The 23,929-nt window shown below is 64.9% G+C and carries 21 protein-coding genes and 1 pseudogene; 15 read left to right on the forward strand and 7 right to left on the reverse strand.

The window, feature by feature from the left end; all coding sequences use genetic code 11:
* The 3 genes and pseudogenes from rodA (at position 1) to ASF00_RS11375 (ending at position 3,890) form a co-directional block, all read left to right on the forward strand.
* Positions 1 to 1,107: a rod shape-determining protein RodA gene (gene rodA / locus ASF00_RS11360; RefSeq protein WP_055878629.1), complete on the forward strand. Its 1,107-nt coding sequence runs from the start codon at positions 1 to 3 to the stop codon at positions 1,105 to 1,107.
* A 730-nt stretch (positions 1,108 to 1,837) separates the two neighbouring features.
* Complete coding sequence (locus tag ASF00_RS11370) at positions 1,838 to 3,196, forward strand: GntP family permease (RefSeq protein WP_055878920.1); 1,359 nt, start codon at positions 1,838 to 1,840, stop codon at positions 3,194 to 3,196.
* A 46-nt stretch (positions 3,197 to 3,242) separates the two neighbouring features.
* Positions 3,243 to 3,890, forward strand: a pseudogene (locus tag ASF00_RS11375) (FadR/GntR family transcriptional regulator).
* A gap of 163 nt (positions 3,891 to 4,053) precedes the next feature.
* Here the strand turns inward: ASF00_RS11375 and ASF00_RS11380 are convergent.
* Positions 4,054 to 4,716 (reverse strand): gluconokinase, encoded by a 663-nt coding sequence (locus ASF00_RS11380; RefSeq protein WP_443024403.1) that lies wholly within the window; start codon positions 4,714 to 4,716, stop codon positions 4,054 to 4,056.
* 757 nt (positions 4,717 to 5,473) lie between these two features.
* On the opposite strand from ASF00_RS11380, the gene ASF00_RS18525 reads away from it, so the two are divergent.
* From ASF00_RS18525 to ASF00_RS19035, 4 genes are all read left to right on the forward strand, one after another.
* The gene (locus ASF00_RS18525) at positions 5,474 to 5,680 is read left to right on the forward strand and encodes a hypothetical protein (protein WP_156348305.1); all 207 of its coding nucleotides are present in this window, start codon (positions 5,474 to 5,476) and stop codon (positions 5,678 to 5,680) included.
* A gap of 81 nt (positions 5,681 to 5,761) precedes the next feature.
* Complete coding sequence (locus tag ASF00_RS11385) at positions 5,762 to 6,109, forward strand: hypothetical protein (protein ID WP_055878637.1); 348 nt, start codon at positions 5,762 to 5,764, stop codon at positions 6,107 to 6,109.
* A gap of 99 nt (positions 6,110 to 6,208) precedes the next feature.
* Positions 6,209 to 7,315, forward strand: coding sequence for a Gfo/Idh/MocA family protein (locus ASF00_RS11390; protein ID WP_055878640.1), 1,107 nt, complete (start codon positions 6,209 to 6,211; stop codon positions 7,313 to 7,315).
* Positions 7,316 to 7,661: 346 nt separating this feature from the next.
* Complete coding sequence (locus ASF00_RS19035; RefSeq protein WP_235525779.1) at positions 7,662 to 7,727, forward strand: hypothetical protein; 66 nt, start codon at positions 7,662 to 7,664, stop codon at positions 7,725 to 7,727.
* A 70-nt stretch (positions 7,728 to 7,797) separates the two neighbouring features.
* Here ASF00_RS19035 and ASF00_RS18530 read toward each other — a convergent pair whose 3' ends face one another.
* On the reverse strand, positions 7,798 to 7,953 hold the full coding sequence (locus ASF00_RS18530; RefSeq protein WP_156348306.1) for a hypothetical protein: 156 nt from the start codon (positions 7,951 to 7,953) through the stop codon (positions 7,798 to 7,800).
* Between the two features lie 240 nt (positions 7,954 to 8,193).
* On the opposite strand from ASF00_RS18530, the gene treF reads away from it, so the two are divergent.
* Positions 8,194 to 9,810, forward strand: coding sequence for an alpha,alpha-trehalase TreF (gene treF / locus ASF00_RS11395; protein WP_082463382.1), 1,617 nt, complete (start codon positions 8,194 to 8,196; stop codon positions 9,808 to 9,810).
* Between the two features lie 10 nt (positions 9,811 to 9,820).
* On the opposite strand, the gene ASF00_RS11400 is transcribed toward treF, so the two are convergent.
* The 3 genes from ASF00_RS11400 to ASF00_RS11410 form a co-directional block, all read right to left on the reverse strand.
* Positions 9,821 to 10,072, reverse strand: coding sequence for a hypothetical protein (locus tag ASF00_RS11400; protein ID WP_055878641.1), 252 nt, complete (start codon positions 10,070 to 10,072; stop codon positions 9,821 to 9,823).
* A gap of 62 nt (positions 10,073 to 10,134) precedes the next feature.
* The gene (locus ASF00_RS11405) at positions 10,135 to 10,419 is read right to left on the reverse strand and encodes a CsbD family protein (RefSeq protein WP_055878643.1); all 285 of its coding nucleotides are present in this window, start codon (positions 10,417 to 10,419) and stop codon (positions 10,135 to 10,137) included.
* Positions 10,420 to 10,600: 181 nt separating this feature from the next.
* The gene (locus ASF00_RS11410; RefSeq protein ID WP_156348307.1) at positions 10,601 to 10,909 is read right to left on the reverse strand and encodes a hypothetical protein; all 309 of its coding nucleotides are present in this window, start codon (positions 10,907 to 10,909) and stop codon (positions 10,601 to 10,603) included.
* A 267-nt stretch (positions 10,910 to 11,176) separates the two neighbouring features.
* Here ASF00_RS11410 and ASF00_RS11415 point away from each other — a divergent pair, with 267 nt between their 5' ends.
* Complete coding sequence (locus ASF00_RS11415) at positions 11,177 to 11,608, forward strand: DUF3291 domain-containing protein (RefSeq protein ID WP_055878648.1); 432 nt, start codon at positions 11,177 to 11,179, stop codon at positions 11,606 to 11,608.
* A gap of 19 nt (positions 11,609 to 11,627) precedes the next feature.
* Here ASF00_RS11415 and ASF00_RS11420 read toward each other — a convergent pair whose 3' ends face one another.
* Positions 11,628 to 14,216: a PAS domain-containing protein gene (locus ASF00_RS11420; RefSeq protein WP_055878652.1), complete on the reverse strand. Its 2,589-nt coding sequence runs from the start codon at positions 14,214 to 14,216 to the stop codon at positions 11,628 to 11,630.
* 188 nt (positions 14,217 to 14,404) lie between these two features.
* On the opposite strand from ASF00_RS11420, the gene ASF00_RS11425 reads away from it, so the two are divergent.
* The 4 genes from ASF00_RS11425 (at position 14,405) to ASF00_RS11440 (ending at position 21,268) form a co-directional block, all read left to right on the forward strand.
* Positions 14,405 to 15,400 carry a LacI family DNA-binding transcriptional regulator gene (locus ASF00_RS11425; protein ID WP_055878654.1) on the forward strand — a complete coding sequence of 332 codons (996 nt, stop codon included), beginning with the start codon at positions 14,405 to 14,407 and terminating at the stop codon, positions 15,398 to 15,400.
* 96 nt (positions 15,401 to 15,496) lie between these two features.
* Positions 15,497 to 17,995, forward strand: coding sequence for a TonB-dependent receptor domain-containing protein (locus tag ASF00_RS11430; protein ID WP_055878657.1), 2,499 nt, complete (start codon positions 15,497 to 15,499; stop codon positions 17,993 to 17,995).
* A 14-nt stretch (positions 17,996 to 18,009) separates the two neighbouring features.
* On the forward strand, positions 18,010 to 19,812 hold the full coding sequence (locus ASF00_RS11435) for an alpha-amylase family glycosyl hydrolase (protein ID WP_055878659.1): 1,803 nt from the start codon (positions 18,010 to 18,012) through the stop codon (positions 19,810 to 19,812).
* A 130-nt stretch (positions 19,813 to 19,942) separates the two neighbouring features.
* Positions 19,943 to 21,268: an MFS transporter gene (locus ASF00_RS11440; protein ID WP_235525760.1), complete on the forward strand. Its 1,326-nt coding sequence runs from the start codon at positions 19,943 to 19,945 to the stop codon at positions 21,266 to 21,268.
* Here ASF00_RS11440 and ASF00_RS11445 read toward each other — a convergent pair.
* The gene (locus tag ASF00_RS11445; RefSeq protein WP_055878663.1) at positions 21,249 to 21,587 is read right to left on the reverse strand and encodes a hypothetical protein; all 339 of its coding nucleotides are present in this window, start codon (positions 21,585 to 21,587) and stop codon (positions 21,249 to 21,251) included. The two genes, ASF00_RS11440 and ASF00_RS11445, sit on opposite strands and share 20 nt — an antisense overlap.
* Before the next feature lie 213 nt (positions 21,588 to 21,800).
* Here ASF00_RS11445 and ASF00_RS11450 point away from each other — a divergent pair, with 213 nt between their 5' ends.
* Complete coding sequence (locus ASF00_RS11450) at positions 21,801 to 22,691, forward strand: type 1 glutamine amidotransferase (protein WP_082463383.1); 891 nt, start codon at positions 21,801 to 21,803, stop codon at positions 22,689 to 22,691.
* A gap of 286 nt (positions 22,692 to 22,977) precedes the next feature.
* Entirely contained in the window at positions 22,978 to 23,757 is a 780-nt protein-coding gene (locus tag ASF00_RS11460; RefSeq protein WP_235525762.1) for a DUF6445 family protein, read from the forward strand.
* Positions 23,758 to 23,929: the final 172 nt, after the last annotated feature.

Genomic DNA, 23,929 nt, shown 5'->3' on the forward strand with positions numbered 1-23,929 from the left:
ATGAACCGGATCGTCCCCGAACCGCTCGCCAAACTGCCCTGGCTCGTGATCCTGCTGGTCGTCGCGATCGGCTGTTTCGGTCAGGTTGTGCTCTATTCCGCCGCGGGCGGCTCGCTGCGCCCCTGGGCGCTGTCGCAGGGAATCCGCTTTTTCGTACTGCTCGCCGGCGCGATCGGCCTGTCCTACATCCCCGAACGCAGCTGGAAGGCGGTCGCCCTGCCCGCCTACACATTGATCGTGCTGTCGCTGATCGCGGTCGAGATCCTCGGCAAGGTCTCGGGTGGCTCGCAGCGCTGGCTCGATCTCGGTTTCATCCGGTTGCAACCGTCCGAGTTCATGAAGCCGGCGATCGTACTGGCAGCCGCGAAATTCTACGACATGCTCCCGCCCGGCGAGACGCGGCGGTTCGGGGGCGTCTGGCCTGCCGCGCTGCTGATCGGCGTACCCGCGGCGATCGTGATGAAGCAGCCCGATCTGGGGACCGCGCTGATGATCTGTTCGGGCGGCGCGACCGTCATGTTCCTCGCCGGCATCCCGCTCCGGCTGTTCGTCGGCGGCGCGATCACCGCGGCGATCGCGATTCCGCTGGCGATCAACTTCCTGCTCCACGACTATCAGCGCAACCGCATCTTTATCTTTCTCGATCCCGAAAGTGATCCGCTCGGCACCGGCTATCACATCAGCCAGTCGAAGATCGCGATCGGCTCGGGCGGGATCTGGGGCAAAGGCTTCCTCCAGGGCACGCAGAGTCATCTTGATTACCTCCCCGAGGGCCATACCGACTTCGTCTTCGCGACGATGGCGGAAGAATGGGGGCTGGTCGGCGGCTGCCTGCTGATCCTCGCCTTCCTGCTGGTGATCCGCTGGGGCATCGAGGTCGGCCAGCGCGCGCAGACCCGCTTCGGCCGGCTGACCGCGGCGGGCCTCGCGACGACGATTTTCTTCTACGTAGCGATCAACCTGATGATGGTGATGGGCCTCGCCCCGGTCGTCGGCATTCCACTCCCGCTGGTCAGCTTTGGCAGCTCGGCGCAGATGACCGTGCTGTTGTGTCTTGGGATCCTGATGTCGATCGACCGGCAGAACCGCAAGACGGTCGGCTGGTAGGAAAGAGCGGCGGGAAGATCGGCAGTTTGCCCCGAAGTCCGAACGCCCTCGCGCCACCACGTAAGGCTTCGTCGTCTAGTACCGCCCCTTGCAGTCCGGACCGGTACGGTGATGGCCGCACGCATCCGTGATCGCCGCGCTCGAACCGGCGTCAGATCGTCGTCGCATTAAGCAGACACCGTTCGCTCAGACGGAGGGTACCATCAGTGTCCGCGTAACGATCGCCGCGTGCGTCCGAATACGCGCGTTCGCTGTGCGCATCAGCGCGGTCATGTGCGCCTTCGCCGTCGCTTCGGCGATGCCAAGACTGAAAGTGATCCGCTTTGAGTTGCCCCGCACGGAGGCAGCGCACCACCCTGATCTGGGTCGGCGTCAATTGCGATGCACGCGCTGCGGCCTCCGATACGGAAAAGCGGGCGAGGATAGACGCGCATCTTGAACAGACGGTTCGATGATCACCCTCTTCTGCTCTCGAAGGCATCGATGCGATATGACGTCGCGGGAACAGGGCACAAGGTCTTCGCCCGCCCAAGCGCCTTTTACGGATTCGGTTGGACGGAGTTACATTACGCGCCGCTGTTCACTGAGCCGCCGAGCCTTTCTATTCGCACGCGGCCAAGACCTGTCCTACAGATTGATCTGCCCGACAGGCGAAGGCGTCGTCGGACCGAATGGGGAGGATGTCGATGCCATCACGCCTATGTATCGCTCAACCCGCGATCACCCGACGATGATCGGCGGCGATCTCAGGCTCGTGATTGCGGCACTGTCGGGTATCCTGCTGGCGGTGTTGATGATCGTTCGCGGACGCTTGCATCCGTTCATCGGACTGTTGTGCGGCGCGTTCATGGTCGGGCTGCTCGCGGGATTGCCGCTGCCCGATGTTGCCAAGGCGGTGCAGAAGGGCGTTGGCGACATCATCGGCGGGACTGGGCTGGTCGTCGCGCTCGGCCTCTCGCTCGGCGCTATGCTGCATCTATCGGGCGCCGCCGCGTCGCTCGCCAGGGGCGCGCTCCGGCTGACCGGCGTGCAGGCCGCACCTTGGGCGACGCTGGGCATCGCGATTGTCATTGGCCTGCCACTATTCTTCGAGACCGGGCTGGTGCTGCTCCTCCCAATCGTCGTCGCGGCGGCGGCGGAGATGTCGGCGATGACCGCCGAGATCGACGACGCCGACCGGGATCGGGCCAAGCTGCGGCTGATCATGCCTGCGCTCGCCGGGCTAGGCGTGGTGCATGCCCTGGTGCCGCCGCATCCGGGGCCCCTGCTCGCGGTCGAGGCGCTTGGGGCGAATCTGGGGCTGACGATGCTGTACGGGATCGTGGTCGCGATTCCGACGGCGATCGTCGCGGGGCCATTGCTGGCCACGTTTACGACACGCGGTGTCCGCCTCGCCTCGCCGGTCGTGTACGACGACGGGCTCGGGATCGCGACGCCGCCGCGGCTGCTATCGCTGCTGATCGTGCTGCTGCCGGTGCTGTCGATAGCGACTGGCGAAATCGGCCAGATGGTGCCCACGTGGAAAGGTGCCACCGGCCTGGTCGCGGCGAGCAACCCGGTGCTTGCTCTCCTGGTGACGAACCTGCTCGCGTTGCCGCTGCTGTTCGGTCGGCGGCTGCGCGAGGCGGCGATTCAGGAGGCTGTGTGGCGTGAGACGATGGGCGCGGCGGGGGCTATCCTGCTCGCGATCGGCGCGGGCGGCGCGCTGAAGCAGGTGCTTGTCGTTGCGGGGCTGTCCGACCTGCTGGCGCGGACGGTGATGTTGTACGCGATCTCGCCGCTCTTGCTGGGCTGGCTGGTGGCGGTCGCGATCCGGCTTGCCGCGGGATCGGCGACGGTTGCGACGATCACTGCGGTCGGGATCATGCCCGGCGTGGTTGCGAGTTCGGGTGTGTCGCCTGAACTGGTTGTGCTGGCGATCGGCGCGGGATCGGTATTCTTCAGCCACGTCAACGATCCCGGATTCTGGTTGGTGAAAAGCTATGTCGGCACCAGCACCGCGGACACCTTCCGCACCTGGTCACTGCTCGAAACGGCGATCTCGGTGGTTGGCCTTCTGCTGGTGATAGCGTTGAGCTATGTCGTTTGACCACGACGGACCACATATCGAAAGGACGGTCGTGAGCTAAGCCAGGCTGGCGGATCGCGCCTATACGGCGATCGTCCGGATCATCACCGACGGCTGGCTCGCGGTCGGTGACAGGCTTCCGTCCGAAGCGCACCTTGCCGCCAGCGTCGGCATATCGCGCACGATCGCTCGCGACGCACTCGCGATTGGCATCCGACGGGATCACGCCAGCGCGGCGGGGTGCGGGATCTCGCGTCAAACGCCGCTGGTACGACCGCCTTGGTACGCACATGTCGATGGATGCGCTGGCAACGACGTTCGGCACATACGAGGTGCGCTTCGTGCTTGAGGTGGAGGCAGCGCGTCTGGCAGCATGACTCCGGTCGGATCGACAGCTCGACGGAATCGAAAGGGCGCCGGAGGCGTTGGTGGCGCGCGGCTCTCGAACGCGCTGGCCCATGACGAAGACTGAGTGCTGCATGTGCTATCGTCGACGCGATTACGAACGGCGCGTTTCTGCTCGTCGTTGATTATCTCCACGAAGACGTGGTGCGGATCCTGCGCGCTGGCGTCGATATTTCGCGCTCGCGACCGCCAGGGGTGATCGGCGCGATGATGGGGGAGCATGACGCGATCGTCGAAGCGATCCGCACGCAGGACGCTGACGGCGATGCGCGGGCATCTGTCGCAGGGGCGCAAGCGGTTGATGTCATGAGGGCGTATCGGGACGGAACGGCAATCCCACCTCGCCGGGGGAAGGTGGGACCGTAGGTAATGGAGGAGCGGATATGAAACCGATGTCGGCTCTACCGCCCATCTCCCTGAAACGGGTGCCTGCCACCGGCACGTGGCGGAAGAGACTTGCCCCCCTCTGAAACCTAGGCTGGCGGTGCAATCCCGAGCCAGGCCACCACATCGGCCGCCAGCGCATCCGGTGTCCGACCTGCGTCCAGCGTCAGCGCATGCTCGTCGGGACCGGGGCGTTCCAGCGTCGCGAGCTGGCTGTCGAGCAGGCTAGCCGGCATATAATGGCCTTCCCGCGTCGCGAGCCTGCGCGCGATCTCCGCGGGCATCGTCTCGAGCAACACGAACGCCAATGGCACAGCAGAGGCGGCCGACAATCGCTCGCGATAGACCCGCTTGAGCGCGGAGCAGGCGGCCACGGCGATGCCGCCGTGCCCTGCGCCCGACGCAGCATCACCGATCGCGGCACCGAGCCGGTCGAGCCACGGCCAGCGATCGCCATCCTCGAGCGGATGGCCCGATCGCATCTTGGTGACGCTGGTGGCCGAATGAAAGGAATCGCCTTCGAGGAACGGGCAGCCGAGCCGCTCTGCCAGACAGGCCGCGAGCGTCGACTTGCCGCTGCCGCTGACTCCCATCACGACGAGACCGCGGCGATGTCCGGACCTCTCTCGCTCTGCCTGCACCATTCGCCCTCGTCCCACTGCCCCGTCGCACTGCCCACGTTGCACTGCCCACGTCACGACGCTATCGGGCGGCGCGACCGGATTGGCCATTACGACCTTCGTCGTGGTCATTCTAGCCAGGCCATTGCAACCTTTGTCGTGTATGCCGCGATCTCCGTTCATGCGGTAGAATTGGTCGAACCGCCGGCGTGACCGGTCCGGAGCAACGGCCGGCGACGCATAGTATGAACACGGCTTCAACATCACCGACATCAACGCCGACAATGTCAGCCTCACGGGCCGCTACACGAAGGCAATTAACGCGACGCGGACCAATGGCAAGATCATCTACGCCAATGCGGCCGCGCGCGCCGCCCGTGCCAGCCGATTCACATTTTCGGCAGCACTCGACTGTCCGATGCCGCTTCGCTTATGCCACGCCCACGGCAGGACCGTATCAGCATACCAGACAAACCCAGGATAGCCCCGTTACAAGAATGAGACGGGCAGATACACCGTCCTCAACAGTTTTCTCGCGCGGAACCTTCCGATCCTCGATGCGAGGACGCTGGATCGCGCGAACGTTAACGCCGCAGGGCGCGCCACGGCTATTAGACCTCGGGCGTCGTCTCTGCCTGTCAAGTCGGCGGGGCACAGGAAACGCCGCACGATAGGTTCCAATTTTGAACAGTGACGTCGCGGGGCGTCCAGGCGCAGAGCCTGTCAGAGTTGTTCGCGGCGCCGACCACGAAAACCGTCCCCAATTTTTTTTCAACGATCCGTTCCGTAACGCACAGGTGCTGATCATCCAGAACACGAGCGGCAATTCGGCACTGCGCTCCGAGATCGCGCAGAGTATCGAGGCGAACACAGTATCGAGGCGGGCATCGTGTTCTCCCAACTGAACCGGCTGCCGGGGTTGAGCCTGTCGTTCGGCGATCACACGTTCACCCCGAAGAACGTCGTCTCAAGCCCGTCCGCGGCGCCGATCGTCAATCTCTGCTCGCAGGACAACACCGACACTGCGGCGCTTTTAACCGCACGCACCGCGGCCGAACTTCATCAGCGTACAGTCGTTCAGCCTTGCATCGATTAAGACCAACGGCTTCGACATAGAGGGCAGTTATGAGCGGCGAAAACCGCTCGGAGCCGACGGCACGCTCCCGGTTCACGCGCGGTGGGTGCCGCCGGAGCCAATTCGAGCGCCACTCCCGAAACAAAATGGCGCGCCACGGAAAGCTACGACAACGAGCAGTTCAGCCCCACGCTGGAGCAGCGCTGGTTGAGCCACGGCGGTATGAGCCGCCAAGATGTCGTCTGCTCGGCTGGCGCTTGTTCAGTATCGGCCAGCAGCAAGGCGACGATCGACTATGACCGGATTAAGCGCGCACGCGACTTCGACGTCGGCGGCGCGCTGAACGTCGCCAAGCGGGTAAGGATGTTCGTCGCGATTGCCAATCAGTTCGACCACGATCCCGGAGCATCGCCGGACCATCGCCGGAAACCAATACAGGGCTCGACGTGAGCCCGGCATTGTACGACACATTGGGTCGGTCCTACCGGATCGGCATGCGCGCGGTTATGACAGGTCCGATCCCTTCTTCCTTACGCTGGGGCGCCCACCATGGATTTTGCACGACGCGACATCATCCTGTCCGCTGCCGCGCTGGCGCTGAACTCGGTTGCTTGCGGCGCGGCACGTTCAGACCGGCGGCTTGGCTATGCGATCGTCGGGCTCGGCGCGTACGGTCTCGACGTCATCATACCCCAGTTTGCCAATTGCACGCACAGCCGACTGGCCGCGGTCGTCAGTGGCGATCCTGCCAAGGCGAAACGCGTTGCGGACGAGCAGGGATTGCCCGTCAGCGCACTCTATTCCTATGCCACGTTCGATTCGATCCGCGACAATCCCGACGTCGACATCGTCTATGTCTGCCTACCAAATGCGCTCCACGCCGAATACACGATCCGTGCGGCGAAAGCGGGCAAGCACGTGATGTGCGAAAAACCGATGGCGGTCTCGGTCGCGGAATGCGAGGCGATGATCGCCGCGTGCAAGGCTGCGAACCGCCAGCTGATGATCGGCTATCGCTGCCATTTCGAGGCCTATAATCTTGAGGCAATGCGGCTCGCGCGGACCGGTGCGGCAGGCAAGATTCGTTATGTCCGGTCCGAGCACGGCTTCGTCCAGCGTGACCCAGCGAAATGGCGCTTGAAGAAAGCCTTGTCGGGCGGCGGCTCGCTGATGGACATGGGCATCTACAGTCTTCAGGCGGCGCGCTACATGACCGGCGAGGAACCGGTCGCTGTGACCGCGCGCGAATCCACCGACCGCAGCGATCCGCGCTTCACTGAGGTCGAAGACATGATCGACTGGACGCTGGAATTTCCCTCGGGTGCGATCGCCGGGTGCCAGGCAATGTATAGCGCCAACCAGAACCGCATCCTGCTGATGGGCGACAGCGGGCGGGTCGAACTGGAGCCGGCAACGCGTTACGACGGCAACCAGATGTGGCTCGGCAGGGACGGCCGTGAACGTGTGGTCACACCGCCGCCCGGCCCTGGCAAGACGCAATTTGCGGGGCAGCTCGATCACCTCGCCGACTGCATCCTCGCTGGGCGCCAACCGATCGTCTCCGGCGAAGAGGGCCTGCGAGACATGCGGATCGTCGAGGCGATTTATCGCTCCGCGCGTGAGGCCCGCACGATCCGCCTCGACGGCCGAGCATGATTGCGCGTTTGCTCGCCATCGCCTTTGGATCCGCGGCCGCACCGGCACAGCCCCCCGATTCGAACGGGTTGGCGTCGTCTGTCGACGTTGCCGCTTAGGTGGCGGGGATAGCGAAGGCGATAAAACCTGGCCAGGGCTTTGCGTGGCAGCCGCTGGTCCGCGATGGCGAAACGGTCGGTGACCCTCCGGCGCACTCGGATCGGGCCGAATATGCGGTAGTTATCGCCAGCGCCATAAGCTGATATCGGACGACTCGCTCGTTGCCGCGAAACCGATAAAGGCTAACCAGACCGAAGGCGACCGCATCGTTGGCGGCACGACGCGCGCGCTGCGGCCCGGCGATATCATGCTGATCCCGGCAGGCGTCCCGCACTGGTTCGGTATCACCGGCGACCACGCTGTGCGGCGGTAGGAAAGCTTTACTATCCTCTCCCGCCAGAGGGGCGCGACGAGCGGGATGTTCTGAGCGGTGTTGCGCTCGTTCATCCCCACCAGCCGCGGTGTGACCGTACGCGCAGGATGCGGTCGTCCGCGGCGAGGTACAGCACGCCGCCCCCTTCGCCGAACGCGCAGTTGGCGATCGGTACGCCGGTCGACATCACCCCTGGCGGCTCTCCCTCCGCAGTAAGGACGATCATTCTACCCGGCACCGAACACGCCAGCGTACTGTCTTGCGGGGCCTTCAAGCCATTGGTCGACCGGCACCACCCCGCGCCTGCATCGGTTTCGCATCAGGCCAGAGTCTTGCTCCGCGCGGCTTCGCGCACCGTTGCCCGTGCATTGTTTATGCGTCAGCTAGAGCCGGCGAGACTTTGCTCACGGGACCGATCGCGTCATATTGACCGGATCGACCGCATTACCGGAATATTAGCGACGTGATGAAAAGCCTTTGCCGTTTCGCCGTGCTGACGTTGATCGCCGCGGCCTCAACGGGACAGACGCCCCCCTCCCGAACCCCGACGACTGCTCGTACTTCGACTCCGTCTCTGGATCGGCCATCGGTGCAGTCTCCTGCCGACGTCTTTGGCCCGTTGTTCCGCACCGTCCAGCAAAGCCACGTGTTCGCTGACGGCAAGACCTTCGTCGACGCAGTGCCAAAGCGTGCGGCTGCCGCGATCGTGGCGGACTATGTGCAGACCAAGCCCGAAAACGCGGCGCTGAGGGGATTCGTGCTCGCCAATTTCGTGGTGCCAGGCGAGAATGATCGCGGCACAGACGACCTCAGGACACATGTCCGGACACTATGGCCGCAATTGACGCGCCAACCCGTAGCGCCGGTCGCAGAAAGCTCCGCTCTCGCGTTGCCCGCCCCCTATGTCGTGCCGGGCGGGCGGTTCCGCGAGATATATTACTGGGACAGCTATTTTACGATGCTTGGCCTCAAGGTCGATGGGCAGCAGCTACTAGTGGAATCGATGCTAGACAACTTCACGAGCCTGATCGAGCGGTACGGCCACATTCCGAACGGCACGCGGACCTATTATCTTAGCCGGTCGCAGCCGCCCTATTTTGCGCTGATGCTCGATCTCTCGATCAATTCTGATCCCGTAGTAGCCAAACGGCGATTGGCGGCGTTGCGCGCCGAGCATGCGTTTTGGATGAATGGTACGACGTGCCTTACCGGCAAGCCGGCATGCGCGCGCGTCGTGCGAATGCCCGATGGCAGCGTACTCAATCGCTATTATGACGACCGGGATACGCCGCGCGACGAATCCTACGCCGAGGATGTCGCGACCGCAGCCAAGGCTGCGCCGCGCCCCGTGGCCGAGACCTACCGTGATCTGCGCGCCGGAGCGGAGAGCGGATGGGACTTCAGTTCGCGCTGGCTGCGCGATCCGAAAGCGCTGGCGACGATCCACACGACGGACATCGTGCCGGTCGATCTCAACAGCCTGTTGTGGTCCATGGAGCGCAGGATCGCCGAGCGCTGCCGTAATGCAGGCGATACGCCATGTGCCACCGAATTCGCGACCTTGGCAGGCAAACGCAAGACCGCGATCGACCGATATCTCTGGCAGGCGACGACCACGCGCTACGCCGATTGGGACCTGTCGATGCACAGCTCAACGGCCAGCATCAACGCGGCGATGCTCGAACCATTATTTGTCGGGCTCGCGTCGCCCGTGCAAGCGCGTTCGGTGGCAAAGACGGTGCGCACATCGCTGCTTGCCGAGGGTGGATTGCGGACCACGACGCTACGAAACGGCCTTCAATGGGACGAGCCCAATGGCTGGGCGCCGCTGCAATGGGTGGCGATCGCGGGGCTGGCCGCGAATGGCGAGGCCGCGCTGGCCAAGGACATCGCGCGCCGTTGGCTCGGGACGGTAGGGGCTGCCTATGCCGAGACCGGCAGGATGCTCGAGAAATATAACGTCGAACAGCGCACGCCTGGTGGCGGCGGCGAATATCCGGTGCAGGACGGCTTCGGCTGGACGAATGGCGTGACGAGCGCGATCCTAGACCGCTATCCAGAACTGGCTCAGCCAGCCAGATAGTTTCTCGAATTCAGCGCGGTGGCGGCATCCGCACATGGATGTCCGCGGCCGAGGGTATAACCCGCTTGAAAGGCGAAGACATCCGCACCCATCCGGCTCGCATCAGCACCAAGGCGGTCGCGACCGCGATCGCAGCCAAACCAAGCTCGATCTTGCGTAGCGTGTCGCGGTTGCGGTCTTCGGTATTCCACACGCCGTCCCATTCTTCGTCAGGACGTTGTTCGTGGGGTGTTCGGTCGAAATCGGTATAGTCGCTATGCATATGCGGTCTCCTCAGACCGGGCGAACCGGCGGAAGCTGATGGGCTCCCGCCGGCCGTGCGCCTTACTTGCCGCGAAGCGTGTTGATCAATGCGATGCCGAGGACACCGGCCACCGCTGCGGCGGTGAACGGACGCTCCTTCGAGAACTGGCGGACATAGTCGACCAGCGGACGGATGTTCTCTTCGACGACATCCTTGGCCTGACCGACGGTTTTCTGAACGGTGCCACTCAACTGATCCGCGGTGCCTTCGCTCTTAAGCGTGGTGTCGCCGGTCGCGGTACCAAGAGCTTCCTTGGCCTTGCCGCCAAAGTCGGTTGCTGCGCCTGCGAGGGTGTCGGTGTTCATGTAGGGTCTCCTATGTTGATCAAGGGTAGAAAACTTTGACCACGTCGATTTAAGATGCGCCGATCGAAGATAAAGATGGAGCGTGTGGGTAACGTTGCCGGCGTCGTTACGATCCCCAAACGAGCCGGTTATCGACGATCCGGCACGACAAGGACTTCGAAAAGCGGTCATCGGCCGACGTCTAGAGCGGTGACGCGGGCGCGGTAAGGATCGCGGGGGCAACTGCAGCCTTGCCGACTTCGAAGAGCACCTTCGGATCCTTGACCTGCCCCGATACGCGGATGAAATCGCTTATGGTCAGCCAAATTGGGCTCGTATCGCCCTGACGCCAAGCCTTTGCGGCGCGACCCAACTGCTGGAGCTCGCCTAGCGACAGATTGGCTTCAAGCCGATCACCGACGCACTGCGACTGCGCGGGCTGGAAGGCATAGCCTCCGAGCAAGGTCGCGATCTTTGCGGAGGAGTTAGCGCAGGCCCGTAACGACAGCATGCCGGTCGCCACGCCTAGGATAGCTATACGACCCACAGTAGCTGAATAGACCACAAAACCCCTTTGCGTCGATGGCTACTACACGGTGCCTCGTTCGGAAGATTCGAGATATTTACAATGACATAACCCGCCTAGAGGGCATTTTATCCCACGTATTCATGCACTACCCCATAGTGCTGAAACAACCATGCGCCCTATCTTGAGCATCGGACATCGGCTAGATTTAACGCCTCGCCGCGCTATGGGCGCGGCGAGCGATGGAGGTCGATGATGTTCATCAGTGTCACGCGGCTGAGGATCCGATCGCTGCGCTTCATGCCGGTGTTTATCGTGCAATTGCTGGGAACCAACGGACAGGTCAGACGCGCCGACGGCTTCGTCACGGGATCGTTGCTCCCCGATCGACGGCTGACGTTCTGGACGATGATGCTATGGCGCGACCAGACGGCGATGCGGCACTACGTCACGCATGGCTCCCATCTCCAGTCAATGCCCAAACTGCTTCACTGGTGCGACGAGGCAAGTATCGTCCACTGGGACCAGCCCGATCGGATACTGCCATCCTGGGACGAGGCTGATCGCCGGATGCGCGCAGACGGACGTCCGTCGAAGGTCATGCACCCTAGCGTCGATCACCAAGCGCTCGATTTCCGGCCGCCGCGTATCACGCGCGCGACGCCGATCGCGCCGGCACCGTGATGCGGCATTCCGTCTGATCTCAGATCGTCGCCTTACTGAGGACACGCGACAGTTGCTCGACCGAATAGGGCTTGTGGAGGAGCTCGAAGCCATGCGTGCCATCCTGCGCCAACACGTTACTGTATCCCGAGGTCAGCACCACCGGTAAGGTCGGGTACCGATCGCGGATCACCTTACCGAGCTCGATCCCGTTCATCCCCGGCATCACCACGTCCGAGAAGACGATGTCGAACCGAGTCGCATCGGCGGCGAGCTCGGCAAGCGCTTCCTGCGCATCGGCGGTCCAGACCGTCTTATAGCCGAGTTCGGCAAGCGACTGGGTGGTAAAAGTGCCGACTTCGGCATTGTCCTCGACCACCAGCACGCAGGTGCCATGACCGTCCGTGACGCCCTCACCGAAGGGGTCGATTGTTACTTGCTCGCCCTGCTCGACCTGCGGGAGGTACAGCGTGAACACCGTGCCGTGGCCGACGTCGCTTTCGACGGTGATGTCGCCGCCGGACTGTTTGGCGAAGCCGAACACCTGGCTGAGCCCCAAGCCGGTGCCTTGTCCGACATCCTTGGTGGTGAAGAATGGTTCGAAGATACGTTCGAGCTTGTCGGGCTCGATTCCCGAACCGGTGTCACGCATCGCGATCGCGACGTAACGGCCTGCGACCGCCGGATGCGAACGGACCGCGGGGATCCGATCGGTCGACCGCACCGCGATATCGATTCGTCCGGCGCCCTGCATCGCGTCACGCGCATTGACCGCCATGTTCACCAGCGCGGTATCGAGCTGGCTCGGATCGACATTGGTGAAACACGACGCTTCTGGCAGGTCGATGCCGATGACGATCCGCGATCCGGTCAGCGTGCCGAGCATGTCGGCGATCACCCGCAGGCTCTGGCCGACGTCGATGACTTCGGGCTGCAACGCCTGGCGGCGCGCGAACGCCAGCAATTGCCCCGTCAGCTTCGCGGCGCGGTCGGCGGTATCGGAGATCGCATCGATATACCGCTCGCGTCGCTCGGGGCTGAGATCGGGGCGCTTGAGCAGATCGGTCGCCGATCGGATCACCGTCAGCAGATTGTTGAAATCATGCGCGACCCCGCCTGTCAGCTGGCCGACCGCCTCCATCTTCTGCGACTGGCGCAGCGCATCCTCGGCAGTCTGAAGCTCGCTGGTCCGTGCCGCAACCTGCTGTTCGAGCGAGGCGGCGAGTGCGCTCAACGCGTGTTCGCTGCGGCGGCGCTCGGTCGCAATTCGCGTGCGCTCGGCAACCTCACGGATGAACACGACCTCGTCCGGACGCCACTGCCGCGCGCCGCCGTGCCCCAAATACAACATCGAGACGAGCCGGCCATTCTCCATCACGGGCATGTTGATGATCGCACGCGCATCCAGCGCCTCGAGCGCCTGCGCGGCCTCCACGGTCCGGGGATCGGCGCGCGCATCCTCGACGCAGACCTCTTCGCCACGGATCAGGTCGTCGATATACGACCCGTAATCGCGGAGCGCGAAGCTACCCTCCAAGGGCATCACGCCCGGCGCGCTCCATTCGCGGACGATCGTGACCGTCTCGCTGGCGGGATCGATCTCGCCAAAGCCTGCGCGACTGCCTTCGAGCGTTTCACCGATGATCCGCGCCGCGGCGAACGCGATGTCGTCGGGCTGCTCGGTATCGCGGAACACGTCGCTCAGTTCGACCAGCGCGGCGCTGAGGATTTCGCTGCGGCGCTGCACCGTGATGTCGGTCGAGACACCGGCGATGCGTAATGGATTGCCGTCGGCGTCGAAGAAGGGCTGGCCACGCGACGCGATCCAGCGAACCTCGTCGTCGGGCCGGCGGATGCGATAGACCACGTCGTAATCGGTGCTATCGGCGATGCAGCGGGCGACTTCCGCCGCACTTTTGTCACGATCGTCGGGATGGATCGCGGCCAGCCGGTCGTCATAGGTGAACGGCTGGTCGAGCGGGCGTCCGAATATCTCCTTGCAGGTCTCCGACGAGATCAGCTGGCACCCGGTGATGTCGAGCGTCCAGGTACCGAACCGCGCAGCCTTCAGCGTGAACGCCAACTCGCGTTCCTGCTCCTTCTGCAATCGCAGCCGGTCGGTTAATTCCGCCATCAGCGAGGCGTTGCTCGCCTCGAGTCCGGTCAACCGCTCGCGCTCGATCGTCACGTCGACCTGGCTGGCGAAGAAATAGGCCAGCATGCCTTCGGTATCGTACACCGGCGCCATCAGCAGCCGGTTCCAGAACGTGTCGCCGTCCTTACGCTGGTTCAGGATGTCGATCTCGATCGATTCGACGCGACGCACCGCCTCGCGAATCTTGGCGACCGTGGCCGGGTCGGTCTCCGGTCCCTGCAGGAAACGGCAGTTACGGCCGAGAATCTCCTCACGGGTGTAGCCGCTGAGCCGGCAGAACGCGTTGTTGGCGAAAACCACCGGATTGTCGGGAAGCCGCGGGTTGGTAATGATCATCGGCATCCGCGTCGCGCGTACCGCGGCAACGAACGGATCGGTGCCGACGTCCTGGCCCAGCACCTCGGCTGCGATCCGCTCGGCATCCGCAGTCAATTTGGGTGCGCTTTCGACGGCGCGATCGGTCGTATCAGTCAAGGCCGCCTCGAATATCGCTAAGTGCCAGACATCTAGGCTACGGCCCGTACCATCGCAACGGTCGAACGCCCGCCATCGGCCGCCAATGTCACACCCGCGGCATGCCCGCCGCGCGCTGATTGCGGCATGCCGGCGCGGCTTGTACGATCGAGATCAACATCGCGTGATAACGAGGACGTGCTATCTCCATGAAACTCGCCGATCTGGCCGTACTCGCCGGAGTTTCGACCGCGACCGTGTCGCGCGCGCTGGCGGGGCACAGCTCGGTCAATGCGCGGACGCAGGCGCGGATCAGGGCGCTGGCCCGCGAGCACGACGTGCGCCCCAACCAACTCGCGCGCAACCTGCGGATGAAGAGCACGGGCGCGATTGGCCTCGTCCTGCCGCTCGGTCACGCCAAGACGCAGCATCTGACCGATCCGTTTTTCCTGTCGCTCCTCGGATTCCTTGCCGACCTGCTGGTCGAGCGCGGCTACGATATCTTGTTGTCGCGCGTGATCCCCGATGCCGACGACTGGCTCGAGCGACTGGTCGACAGCGGGCGGATCGATGGGCTGCTGCTCGTCGGCCAGTCGGATCAGTTCGCGGCGATCGAGCGCGTCGCGCAACGCTATCGTCCTCTCGTGGTGTGGGGCGCGAAACGGGAAGGGCAACATCACCTGACGATCGGATCCGACAATTTTGCGGGCGGCCGGATGGCGGCGGAACATCTGATCGCGCAGGGACGCAAACGGCTGCTGTTCGTCGGCGACCCTGCCCCGCCCGAGTTCGCGGACCGGCTGGGCGGGTTCGCGGCGGCGGCCGAAGAAGCGGGCCTGCCGTGCGAAGTGCTCGCGACGCCGATGACGCCCGAAGTAGTGCATGCCGCGATCACCGCGCGGCTCGCCACCGGCGCGATCCACGATGCGATCCCCGATGCAATCTTCGCTGCGTCCGATGTCGCTGCGATGAGCGTGCTGCGCGCGCTGACCGAGGCTGGGATCGACATTCCCGGGACGACGGCGGTGATCGGCTATGATGACGTCACGCTGGCGGCACATACCTCGCCATCGCTGACGACGATCCGCCAGGACCTTGAAATCGGGACCGAACTGATGGTCGACCGGTTGCTCAAGCGTATCGCCGGGGCGCCGGCCGAGTCCGCCATCGTGCCACCGACCTTGATCCAGCGACAATCCGCCTGATTCTTGCAATCGATTGCAAGAATCGGTTGCAATCGATTGTGATAGAGGTAGGAGGCGGCCTTGGGCTTCTCAGAAAGCCGTCGCAGGGAGGATCGCATGAAAGTTCGTCACGCATTGCTGGCCGGCATCGCCGCCGCGTCGTTCGCCACCGCCGGAGCTGCGCAGATCGCACCGCAGGCTGACCCCACCGCCGCACCCGCTGCCCCGGCCGCTGACGTCCCGCAGGACGACATCGTCGTCACCGCGGTCGCGCGCGGCACGAACCGGTTGAACACCTCGATCACGACCAGCTCGATCACGTCGGATGCGCTGATCCAGCTCGCACCGCGCACCTCGGGCGAGCTGCTGCGCAACCTGCCCGGCATCCGTGTCGAGGCGTCAGGCGGCGATGGCAACGCGAACATCTCGGTGCGCGGCCTGCCGGTCGCGTCGGGCGGCTCGAAGTTCCTGCAGCTGCAGGAGGACGGCCTGCCGATCCTCGAATTCGGCGACATCACCTTCGGTAACGCCGACATCTTCCTGCGCGCCGATTTCAACGTGCGAACGGTCGAGTCGGTGCGCGGCGGATCGGCCTCGACCTTCGCCTCGAACTCGCCGGGAGGCGTCATCAACTTCCTGTCGAAGACTGGCGAGCAGGAAGGCGGCGCGTTCCAGCTGTCGAGCGGGCTCGACTACCGCGAATTCCGCGTCGATTTCGACCAGGGCGGCAAGCTGTCCGACTCGTTGACCTATCACTTCGGCGGCTTCTACCGGATCGGCGACGGCCAGCGGCAGGTCGGGTATGACGGCGTGAAGGGCGGCCAGTTCAAGGCGAACATCACCAAGTCGTTCGGCGACGGCGGCTATGTCCGGCTGTACGGCAAGTATCTCGACGACCGCGCGATCGGCTATCTGCCGAACCCGGTGCAGGTCACCGGCTCCGACAGCGACCCGACCTATCGTAACATCACTAATTTCTCGATCAACAACGGCACGCTGCACAGCGGCAACATCCGCACCGTGCAGACGCTCGACGGCGACAACAAGCTCGTCACGCGCTCGATCGCCGACGGCCAGCATCCGGTGGTCTATTCGGCCGGGTTGGAGACGCAGATCCCGGTTGCGGACGGCTGGAACGTGGTCGAGCGGTTCCGCTATTCAGACATTTCGGGCGGCTTCACCTCGCCCTTCCCCGCCGCCGTCGGGTCGGCGCAGTCGATCGCCAACGGCATCGGCGGCGCAGGGGCGCAGCTCTTCTACGCAAGCGGATCGCAGGCGGGCCAGCGGATCGCCAACCCCGCGTCGCTCAACGGCAACGGCCTGCTTGCCAACGTCGTGCTGTTCGATGTCGACCTGAAGAGCCTGAACAACATCACCAACGACATCCGCCTCAACGGCTCGGTGCCGGTGGGTACCGGATCGCTGTCGATCACCGGCGGCTTCTATGCCTCGCGTCAGGACATCAAGAGCGACTGGCTGTGGACCTCGTTCGTTCAGACCGTCGCCGACAATGGCCGATCCGAGCTGGTCAATGTCCGCACCGCTGCCGGCGTGCCGGTCACGCAGAACGGCGTACCGGGCTATTCGGCGAGCTTCTTCGGCAATTGCTGCCGCCGGTCGTACGATCTCGACTACACGACCTACGCGCCGTTCGCGCAGCTCGGGCTGGAAATCGGCCGGTTCAACATCGACGGTTCGCTGCGCTATGACTTCGGTCGCGCACGCGGCAGCGTTGCAGGTGCGGATCTGGGCGCTGGCTTCGGCAACGGCATCACGACGTTCGACATCAACGGCGACGGCGTGATCTCGGCCCCCGAGCGCCAGGTCGCGGTGATCCCGAACGTTCGGTCGCCGCTGAACTATAATTACGACTATCTGTCCTATTCGGGCGGCGCGAACTATCGCCTGACCGACACCACCGCGGTGTTCGCGCGCTACAGCCGCGGCGGCCGCGCCAATGCCGATCGCCTGTTGTTCGGCCCGTCGATCAACACGCGGACCGGCGGCCTGACCGACCAGGGCGCCGCAGTCGATTTCGTCCGCCAGCTCGAAGGCGGGTTCAAATATCGTCAGAACGGCCTCTCGCTCTACGCCACGGGATTCTGGGCGCGTACCGAGGAGCAGAATTTCGAGGCGACGACGCAGCGTTTCTTCAACCGCGAATATGAAGCCAAGGGCGTCGAGCTCGAGGGTCGGATCGCACGCGGGCCGTTCTCGCTGTCGGCGGGCGGCACCTATACCGATGCCGAGATCACCAAGGATGTGCTCAACCCTGCGGTCGAGGGCAACCGCCCGCGTCGCCAGGCCAAGTTCATCTTCCAGGCGACCCCGCAGGTCGATGTAGGCCGGCTGACCGTCGGCGCGAACGTGATCGGTACGACCGACAGCTTCGCGCAGGATAATAACGGTCTCAAGATGCCCGGCTATACGCAGGTCAACGCGTTCGTGTCGGTGCGCCCGGCGGACAACGTCACGCTGTCGGTCAACGGCAACAACCTGTTCGACGTGAAGGGGATCACCGAGGCCGAAGAGGGCAACATCCCGAGCAACGGCATCGTCCGCGCACGCTCGATCACCGGCCGGACGATCTCCGCCGCGGTCCGCGTCGGCTTCTGATCGGACCGGTGACCATGACGCCATCCTCGACCGAGCGCCGCCTGGAGGCGTTGGCCGCCCGCCTGAAACGCCAGCTCGAACGGCTGTACGGGGCGGACCGGCTGGCGGCGCTCTGGCCGCGGATGGAACAGATCCTGCGCGACCGGGCGGCCGAACGCCCGGACGCACTGGCCGCGCTCGACACCGCGCGGCTGGCCGATCCCGACTGGTTCGTCGCGCCCGACATGCTGGGCTATTCGACCTATGTCGACCGGTTTGCGGGGACGGTCGACGGGCTGACCGAGCGGGTCGACCATCTGGAATCGCTCGGCGTCCGGTATCTGCACCTGCTCGCGCTGCTCAAGGCGCGCGCGGGTGACAGCGACGGCGGCTTCGCGGTCGCCGACTATCTGGCGATCGAGCCGCGGCTCGGGACGATGGCCGATGTCGAGCGGCTCGCGGCACGGCTGCGCGCCGGGCGGATCAGCCTGTGCGTCGATCTCGCGCTCAATCACACCGCGGACGATCACCCCTGGGCGAAGGCCGCGCAGGCGGGCGATCCGCACTATCGCGCCTTCTACCACGTACTCGGCGACGACGAGGCGCAGGCCTATGAGGCCGCCCTCCCCGAGGTGTTCCCGACGACCGCGCCGGGCAATTTCACTGCGGTCCCGGCGATGGGCGGACAGGTCTGGACGACCTTCTACCCGTTCCAATGGGATCTGAACTGGTCGAACCCCGAGGTCATGCTCGCGATCGTCGATACGATGCTGCGGCTGGCAAACCACGGGTTCGAGGCGTTCCGGCTCGATTCGATCGCCTTCCTGTGGAAACAGCTGGGTACCGATTGCCGCAACCGGCCAGAGGCGCATTTCATCGTCCGGGCGCTGCGTGCCGCGCTCGATATCGTCGCGCCGGCGACGCTGCTCAAGGCGGAAGCGATCGTGCCGACCGCGCTGGTCCCGCCCTATTTCGGCGCGGACGAGGGCGCGGACTGGGATGGCGGGTTCGAACCCGAATGCCATCTCGTCTACAATAATTCGCTGATGGTCGCAGGCTGGGTCGCGCTCGCCGAACAGTCCGCCACGCTGCCGCATGCGATCGTCGGGGCGAGCGGCGGGTTGCCGCGCGGCGCCAACTGGCTGAGCTATGCGCGCTGCCACGACGATATCGGCTGGGGCGCGGTGATCGGCGATCTCGCCGGGATCGATCCGGATCCGGTCGCACGGCTCAAGACGGCGGCGCGGTTCCTAGAAGGCGGCGACGGCAGCTGGGCGCGCGGCGCGCCGTTTCAGTCCGACGGATCGGTGCTGCATGGCTCGAACGGGACGATGGCGTCACTGGCCGGGCTCGAAGCGGCAGCGGACGACGATGCGCGGGAGATGGCGTTTCGCCGGATCGCGCTGCTCAATGCGCTGTCGATCGCGAGTGGTGGTCTGGCGACGACCTATATGGGCGACGAAGCCGGGCTGCTGAACGACACCCGTTATCTGGACGATCCCGAGCGAGCACATGAAGGCCGCTGGCTGCACCGGCCCGACATGGACTGGGCGGCGCTCGACGGCCCGGCCGCGCGACGGATCAGTGGCGATCTGGCCACGTTGCGCGCCGCACGGATCGCCAGCGGCGGAGCCGGATCGCCTGTGGCGATCGCGACGGACTCCCCTGCCCTGCTCGGGATCGGCTGTGGCAGCGACCGCGTCTTCCTGAACTTCTCCAATGCTTCGGTGGCGGTCGATGGGCTCGTCGGATGGCGGGATCGGGTCTCGGGCAGAGCTTGCGGCGACACGCTGACGATCGAGCCTTGGGGTGTAATATGGGCTGGCCCGGCCGGGTGATACACGCGACCCTATCTGTTCTCCCGCGTAGGCTGGAGAACAGAGTCCCGCGAGCCGGCGTTCGAGACTCCTGGACCCCCGCCTCCGCGGCGGAACGGCAAGGGTATCGTATCGGATTGGTAGAGAAGGCATGACGATGACGAACCTCGGCCTCCTGACCAAGCCACGGCTGTCGCTGATGCGGCTGATCGAGATGAACCTCGGCTTCCTCGGTCTGCAATTTTCGTTCGGGCTGCAGCAGGCCAACATGGCGCCGATCTATGGCTATCTCGGCGCGGACGAGGCGAGCCTGCCGTTGCTATGGCTCGCCGGGCCGATGACCGGGCTGCTGATCCAGCCGCTGATCGGCGCGATGAGCGACCGGACCTCTACCCGGATCGGCCGGCGCACACCCTATTTCCTGATCGGCGCAGTGCTGTGCAGCCTGTGCCTGCTCGCGATGCCGTACAGCCCGACCTTGTGGGTGGCGGCCAGCCTGTTGTGGGTGCTCGATGCCGCCAACAACGTGACGATGGAGCCGTACCGCGCCTATGTCGGCGATCGCCTGCCCGACGACCAGCGCGCCGCGGGCTTCCTGACGCAATCGGCGTTCACCGGGCTCGCGCAGACCTTGTCCTATCTTGCGCCGTCGCTGCTCGTCTGGATCGGGTTCAACAAGGACGCGGTCGACGGCAACGGCATTCCCGACATCACCCGGATCGCGTTCCTGATCGGTGCGGTGCTGTCGTTGGCGACGATCCTCTGGTCGGTGCTGCGCGTGCCCGAACTGCCCTTGCCCGAGGAGGAGAAGGCGCGGCTGGCGAAGGAACCGCTGACGCTCGGCGGCACGCTGCGCGACCTGCGGACCGCGCTGGTCGAGATGCCCAGGCCGATGCGGCAGCTGGCGCTGGCGATGCTGTGCCAATGGTATGCGATGTTCGCCTATTGGCAGTTCATCACATTTGCGGTTGCGCGGTCGCTGCACGGCACGTCGGACGCCAAGAGCGTCGCGTTCCGCGATACCGTGCTGACCGTCGGCCAGCTCGGCGCGGTCTACAACGCCGTCGCGTTCGTCGCGGCGATCGCGCTGGTCCCGCTCGCGCGGCGCTGGGGCGCCAAGAGCGCGCATGCCGCCTGCCTGCTCGCGTCGGGCGTGGCGATGCTGGCAATCCCCGGTATCCGCGACGAGGCGGGGCTGTTCGTGGCGATGCTGGGGATCGGCATCGGCTGGGCGAGCATGATGGGCAACCCGTACATCATGCTGATCGACATGATTCCGCCCGAGCGCAACGGCGTGTATATGGGGATCTTCAACATGTTCATCGTCATCCCGATGATCATCGAGAGCCTGACGGTGCCGCTCTTCTACCATTCGGTGCTTGGCGGCGAGCCGCGCAACATCCTGTATCTCGGCGGGGCGCTGATGATCCTGGGCGCCGTAGCGACGACGAGGGTTGCTATGCCGCAGCGACGGTAATCGTACCCTGCGAAATACCCGCCTCGCGCGGACCAGCGAGCGAGACGACGCTGTCCCACAGCCGGGCCGTCGGTCGCGGCCATCGACCTGCGCCGATCGTCTCCAGCATCGCCAGCCAGCCCTGCGGCACGGCGTCGTCCATCTGCCGGGCATGCGCCTTGCCGACGACGAAGGCGAGATAGCGCCCCGCTTTGACCGCCTCGCCGACAATCGAGATCGCTGGCCACGCCGTTACGCGCCGGGCGCCCGGCGAAGCATCGACCCGATCGTAGAATTTGGCGACGCTGCCGCGCACATACGCATGTGCCGAGCGTGCCATTTTCCACGTGCAGATACTTTCGACAACGGGCTGCGCTCGGCGGCGGCATGAATTAGCTTGGCATCGAAAAGATATGCGGGATTGCGGCCCGACCACCAGAACGGGGCGGCTCGGCAAACCGACACCAGCCTGACCTGGATTTATACGAATCCTGGCGGGCATAATCCGCACGCATGCGTTGGGCCTGGGACGACGCTGCGCAAAGGACCGGTATTGCTGCATTTTCTGGTGGCCGAAAGCGAGACAGCCGACGAGCGCGCGGCGCGGCGGCGGCATGCGGGCAAGAGTTCGGGCGAGACCTATGCCGCGACCCTGCGGCAACTCCGCCCGGAAGCGGCAATCACGATCGTCGCGCCTGCCGACGACGATGCGGACATTTTTCAAGCGGACGAGCTGCGCCGGTTCGACGCGGTGTTCGTTACCGGATCACCCCTGCACGTCTATGACGACACCCCGGAGGTGCGCCGCCAGATCACCTTCATGCAAACCGTGTTCGCATCGGGTACGCCATCGTTCGGCTCCTGCGCCGGACTTCAGCTCGCGGTCGCCGCGGCGGGAGGAACCGTGCGCAAGATGCCCGAGCGAATGGAGGCCGGGATCGCACGCCGTATTACCAAGACTGCCGCAGGGCGCGACCACCCGCTGCTGGCCAATCGCGCCGCCTGTTGGGACGCGCCCGCGATCCACGGCGACGAGGTCGAGTCTTTGCCGGCGGATGCGACGCTGCTCGCGAGCAATGCGGTCACGGCGATCCAGGCCGCCGAGATCCGCCATGACGGCGGGGTGTTCTGGGGCGTCCAATATCATCCCGAACTGGCCCCCGGCGAGATCGCCATAGCATTACGGCGGCAGGCGGCGGAAATCGTCAAGGCGGGGCTTGCCGAAACCGAGACGGCGGTCGAGCGCATCGCAACGCTGCTCGATGCGCTGCATGACGATCCCGACCGGCGCTCGTTGTTGTGGGCGCTGGGGATCGATCGCGCGTTCGCGGACGAAGCCAGCCGGCGTACCGAACTCATCAATTTTCTCGACTATCTCGCTGCGGCGGCGTCGCAGGAGCGGCGGCACCGTTCCTCACACACCGCCGACGTGTGTCCAGCCTGATCCTGTGACGACATCTGCAACTGGAGCCAGCTCTGTCGATCGCCCTCCCCGCCAAGTTCGATACCCAACGCGATGCGGAGATGACGGTCGAACGCCTCGTCCGGGAACAGGTGACTGAGCGCGCACAGATCCTGATCTCGACTGAAGACGCCGCCAACGGCGCGGGCAGCGACACTGCGGGGTCGGACGCCGCCGGCAAGGCCCCGTCCCCGAAACGCGCGACGATGCAGCCCTGTCGGGCGAGATCGTCGTCTCGGTCGACAACGACAACGACCGCGTCGCCGACGTGAAGCGTGCGTTCCCCGAATCCGGTGCCGCGGCCGTCGCGCAACGCTGGAGCGAGATCGAGGACTTTCCTAATCGGCGAGCGCGCGGCATGGACGCGGGGATGATCGACTCGGCAGCCACCATCCACGTTCAGGGCGAGGAACGCCGCCCGCTGATCGCGATCGACGACTTCTGGTCCGATCCCCAAGGCCTGCGAGAGGATGCCGCGAGTCTGAAAATGGGGATGATCGGTCCGCATTATCCGGGCGTACGCGCGCCGGTCCCGCCGCGGCTCGCCGAGACGATGCGGCGCCGGATCGCACCGCTGCTCGCCGAGCATTTTGGGCTCGACCCCGCGCCGGCAGTATCCGAAGCCTATTATTCGCTGGTCACGACCGCGCCCGCCGAACTCGCGCCGATCCAGCGCCTGCCGCATTTCGATGGAGTCGAGCCGCGTCGGATCGCCATGCTTCTGTTTCTCGGCCACGGCGAACAGGGCGGTACGGCGTTCTACCGTCAGCGGGTGACTGGCTATGAGAGTGTCGACGCGACAAGGCTCGATCGGTTCAAGGCGCACCTCGATCGCGAAGTCCAGACGCATGGTTTGCCCGACGCTGCGTATATCGCTGGCGATACAGCCCTGTACGAACGGATCGCGGTACAGCCCGCCCGGTTCAACCGCGCGCTGATCTACGCCGGCAACACGCTGCACTGCGCCGACCTGCCGCCCCAGGTGACGCTCAGCGCCGATCCGCTCGTCGGTCGTCTGACGTTGAACCTGTTCCTGTCCGACGACTGATCGCGCCACCCTGTCGCGCCCGCAGCATGCGGCGCGTGAATACGTATGCCGACTCCTTTTGTCGCGACGCCGTCATCGATACAGCATCACCAGGACAATCGACGCGCCTGCACGACGTCGAGGACACTGACGCAAATAGTTGAGGATGCGCGGGATTTGTCTCGCCGAAGGG

The sequence above is a fragment of the Sphingomonas sp. Leaf34 genome, assembly GCF_001421805.1.
Classification (GTDB): Bacteria; Pseudomonadota; Alphaproteobacteria; order Sphingomonadales; family Sphingomonadaceae; genus Sphingomonas.

What these genes read in the sequence shown, in the direction of transcription:
- ASF00_RS11400 (WP_055878641.1), bottom strand. Translation starts at nt 10,072, where the DNA reads ATGCATAGCGACTATACCGATTTCGACCGAACACCCCACGAACAACGT.
- ASF00_RS11390 (WP_055878640.1), top strand. Translation starts at nt 6,209, where the DNA reads ATGGATTTTGCACGACGCGACATCATCCTGTCCGCTGCCGCGCTGGCG.
- ASF00_RS11415 (WP_055878648.1), top strand. Translation starts at nt 11,177, where the DNA reads ATGATGTTCATCAGTGTCACGCGGCTGAGGATCCGATCGCTGCGCTTC.
- ASF00_RS11445 (WP_055878663.1), bottom strand. Translation starts at nt 21,587, where the DNA reads ATGGCACGCTCGGCACATGCGTATGTGCGCGGCAGCGTCGCCAAATTC.
- ASF00_RS11435 (WP_055878659.1), top strand. Translation starts at nt 18,010, where the DNA reads ATGACGCCATCCTCGACCGAGCGCCGCCTGGAGGCGTTGGCCGCCCGC.
- ASF00_RS11430 (WP_055878657.1), top strand. Translation starts at nt 15,497, where the DNA reads ATGAAAGTTCGTCACGCATTGCTGGCCGGCATCGCCGCCGCGTCGTTC.
- ASF00_RS18530 (WP_156348306.1), bottom strand. Translation starts at nt 7,953, where the DNA reads ATGATCGTCCTTACTGCGGAGGGAGAGCCGCCAGGGGTGATGTCGACC.
- ASF00_RS11410 (WP_156348307.1), bottom strand. Translation starts at nt 10,909, where the DNA reads ATGCTGTCGTTACGGGCCTGCGCTAACTCCTCCGCAAAGATCGCGACC.
- ASF00_RS11405 (WP_055878643.1), bottom strand. Translation starts at nt 10,419, where the DNA reads ATGAACACCGACACCCTCGCAGGCGCAGCAACCGACTTTGGCGGCAAG.
- treF (WP_082463382.1), top strand. Translation starts at nt 8,194, where the DNA reads ATGAAAAGCCTTTGCCGTTTCGCCGTGCTGACGTTGATCGCCGCGGCC.
- ASF00_RS11380 (WP_443024403.1), bottom strand. Translation starts at nt 4,716, where the DNA reads ATGACCACGACGAAGGTCGTAATGGCCAATCCGGTCGCGCCGCCCGAT.
- ASF00_RS11425 (WP_055878654.1), top strand. Translation starts at nt 14,405, where the DNA reads ATGAAACTCGCCGATCTGGCCGTACTCGCCGGAGTTTCGACCGCGACC.
- ASF00_RS11440 (WP_235525760.1), top strand. Translation starts at nt 19,943, where the DNA reads ATGACGATGACGAACCTCGGCCTCCTGACCAAGCCACGGCTGTCGCTG.
- rodA (WP_055878629.1), top strand. Translation starts at nt 1, where the DNA reads ATGAACCGGATCGTCCCCGAACCGCTCGCCAAACTGCCCTGGCTCGTG.
- ASF00_RS11370 (WP_055878920.1), top strand. Translation starts at nt 1,838, where the DNA reads ATGATCGGCGGCGATCTCAGGCTCGTGATTGCGGCACTGTCGGGTATC.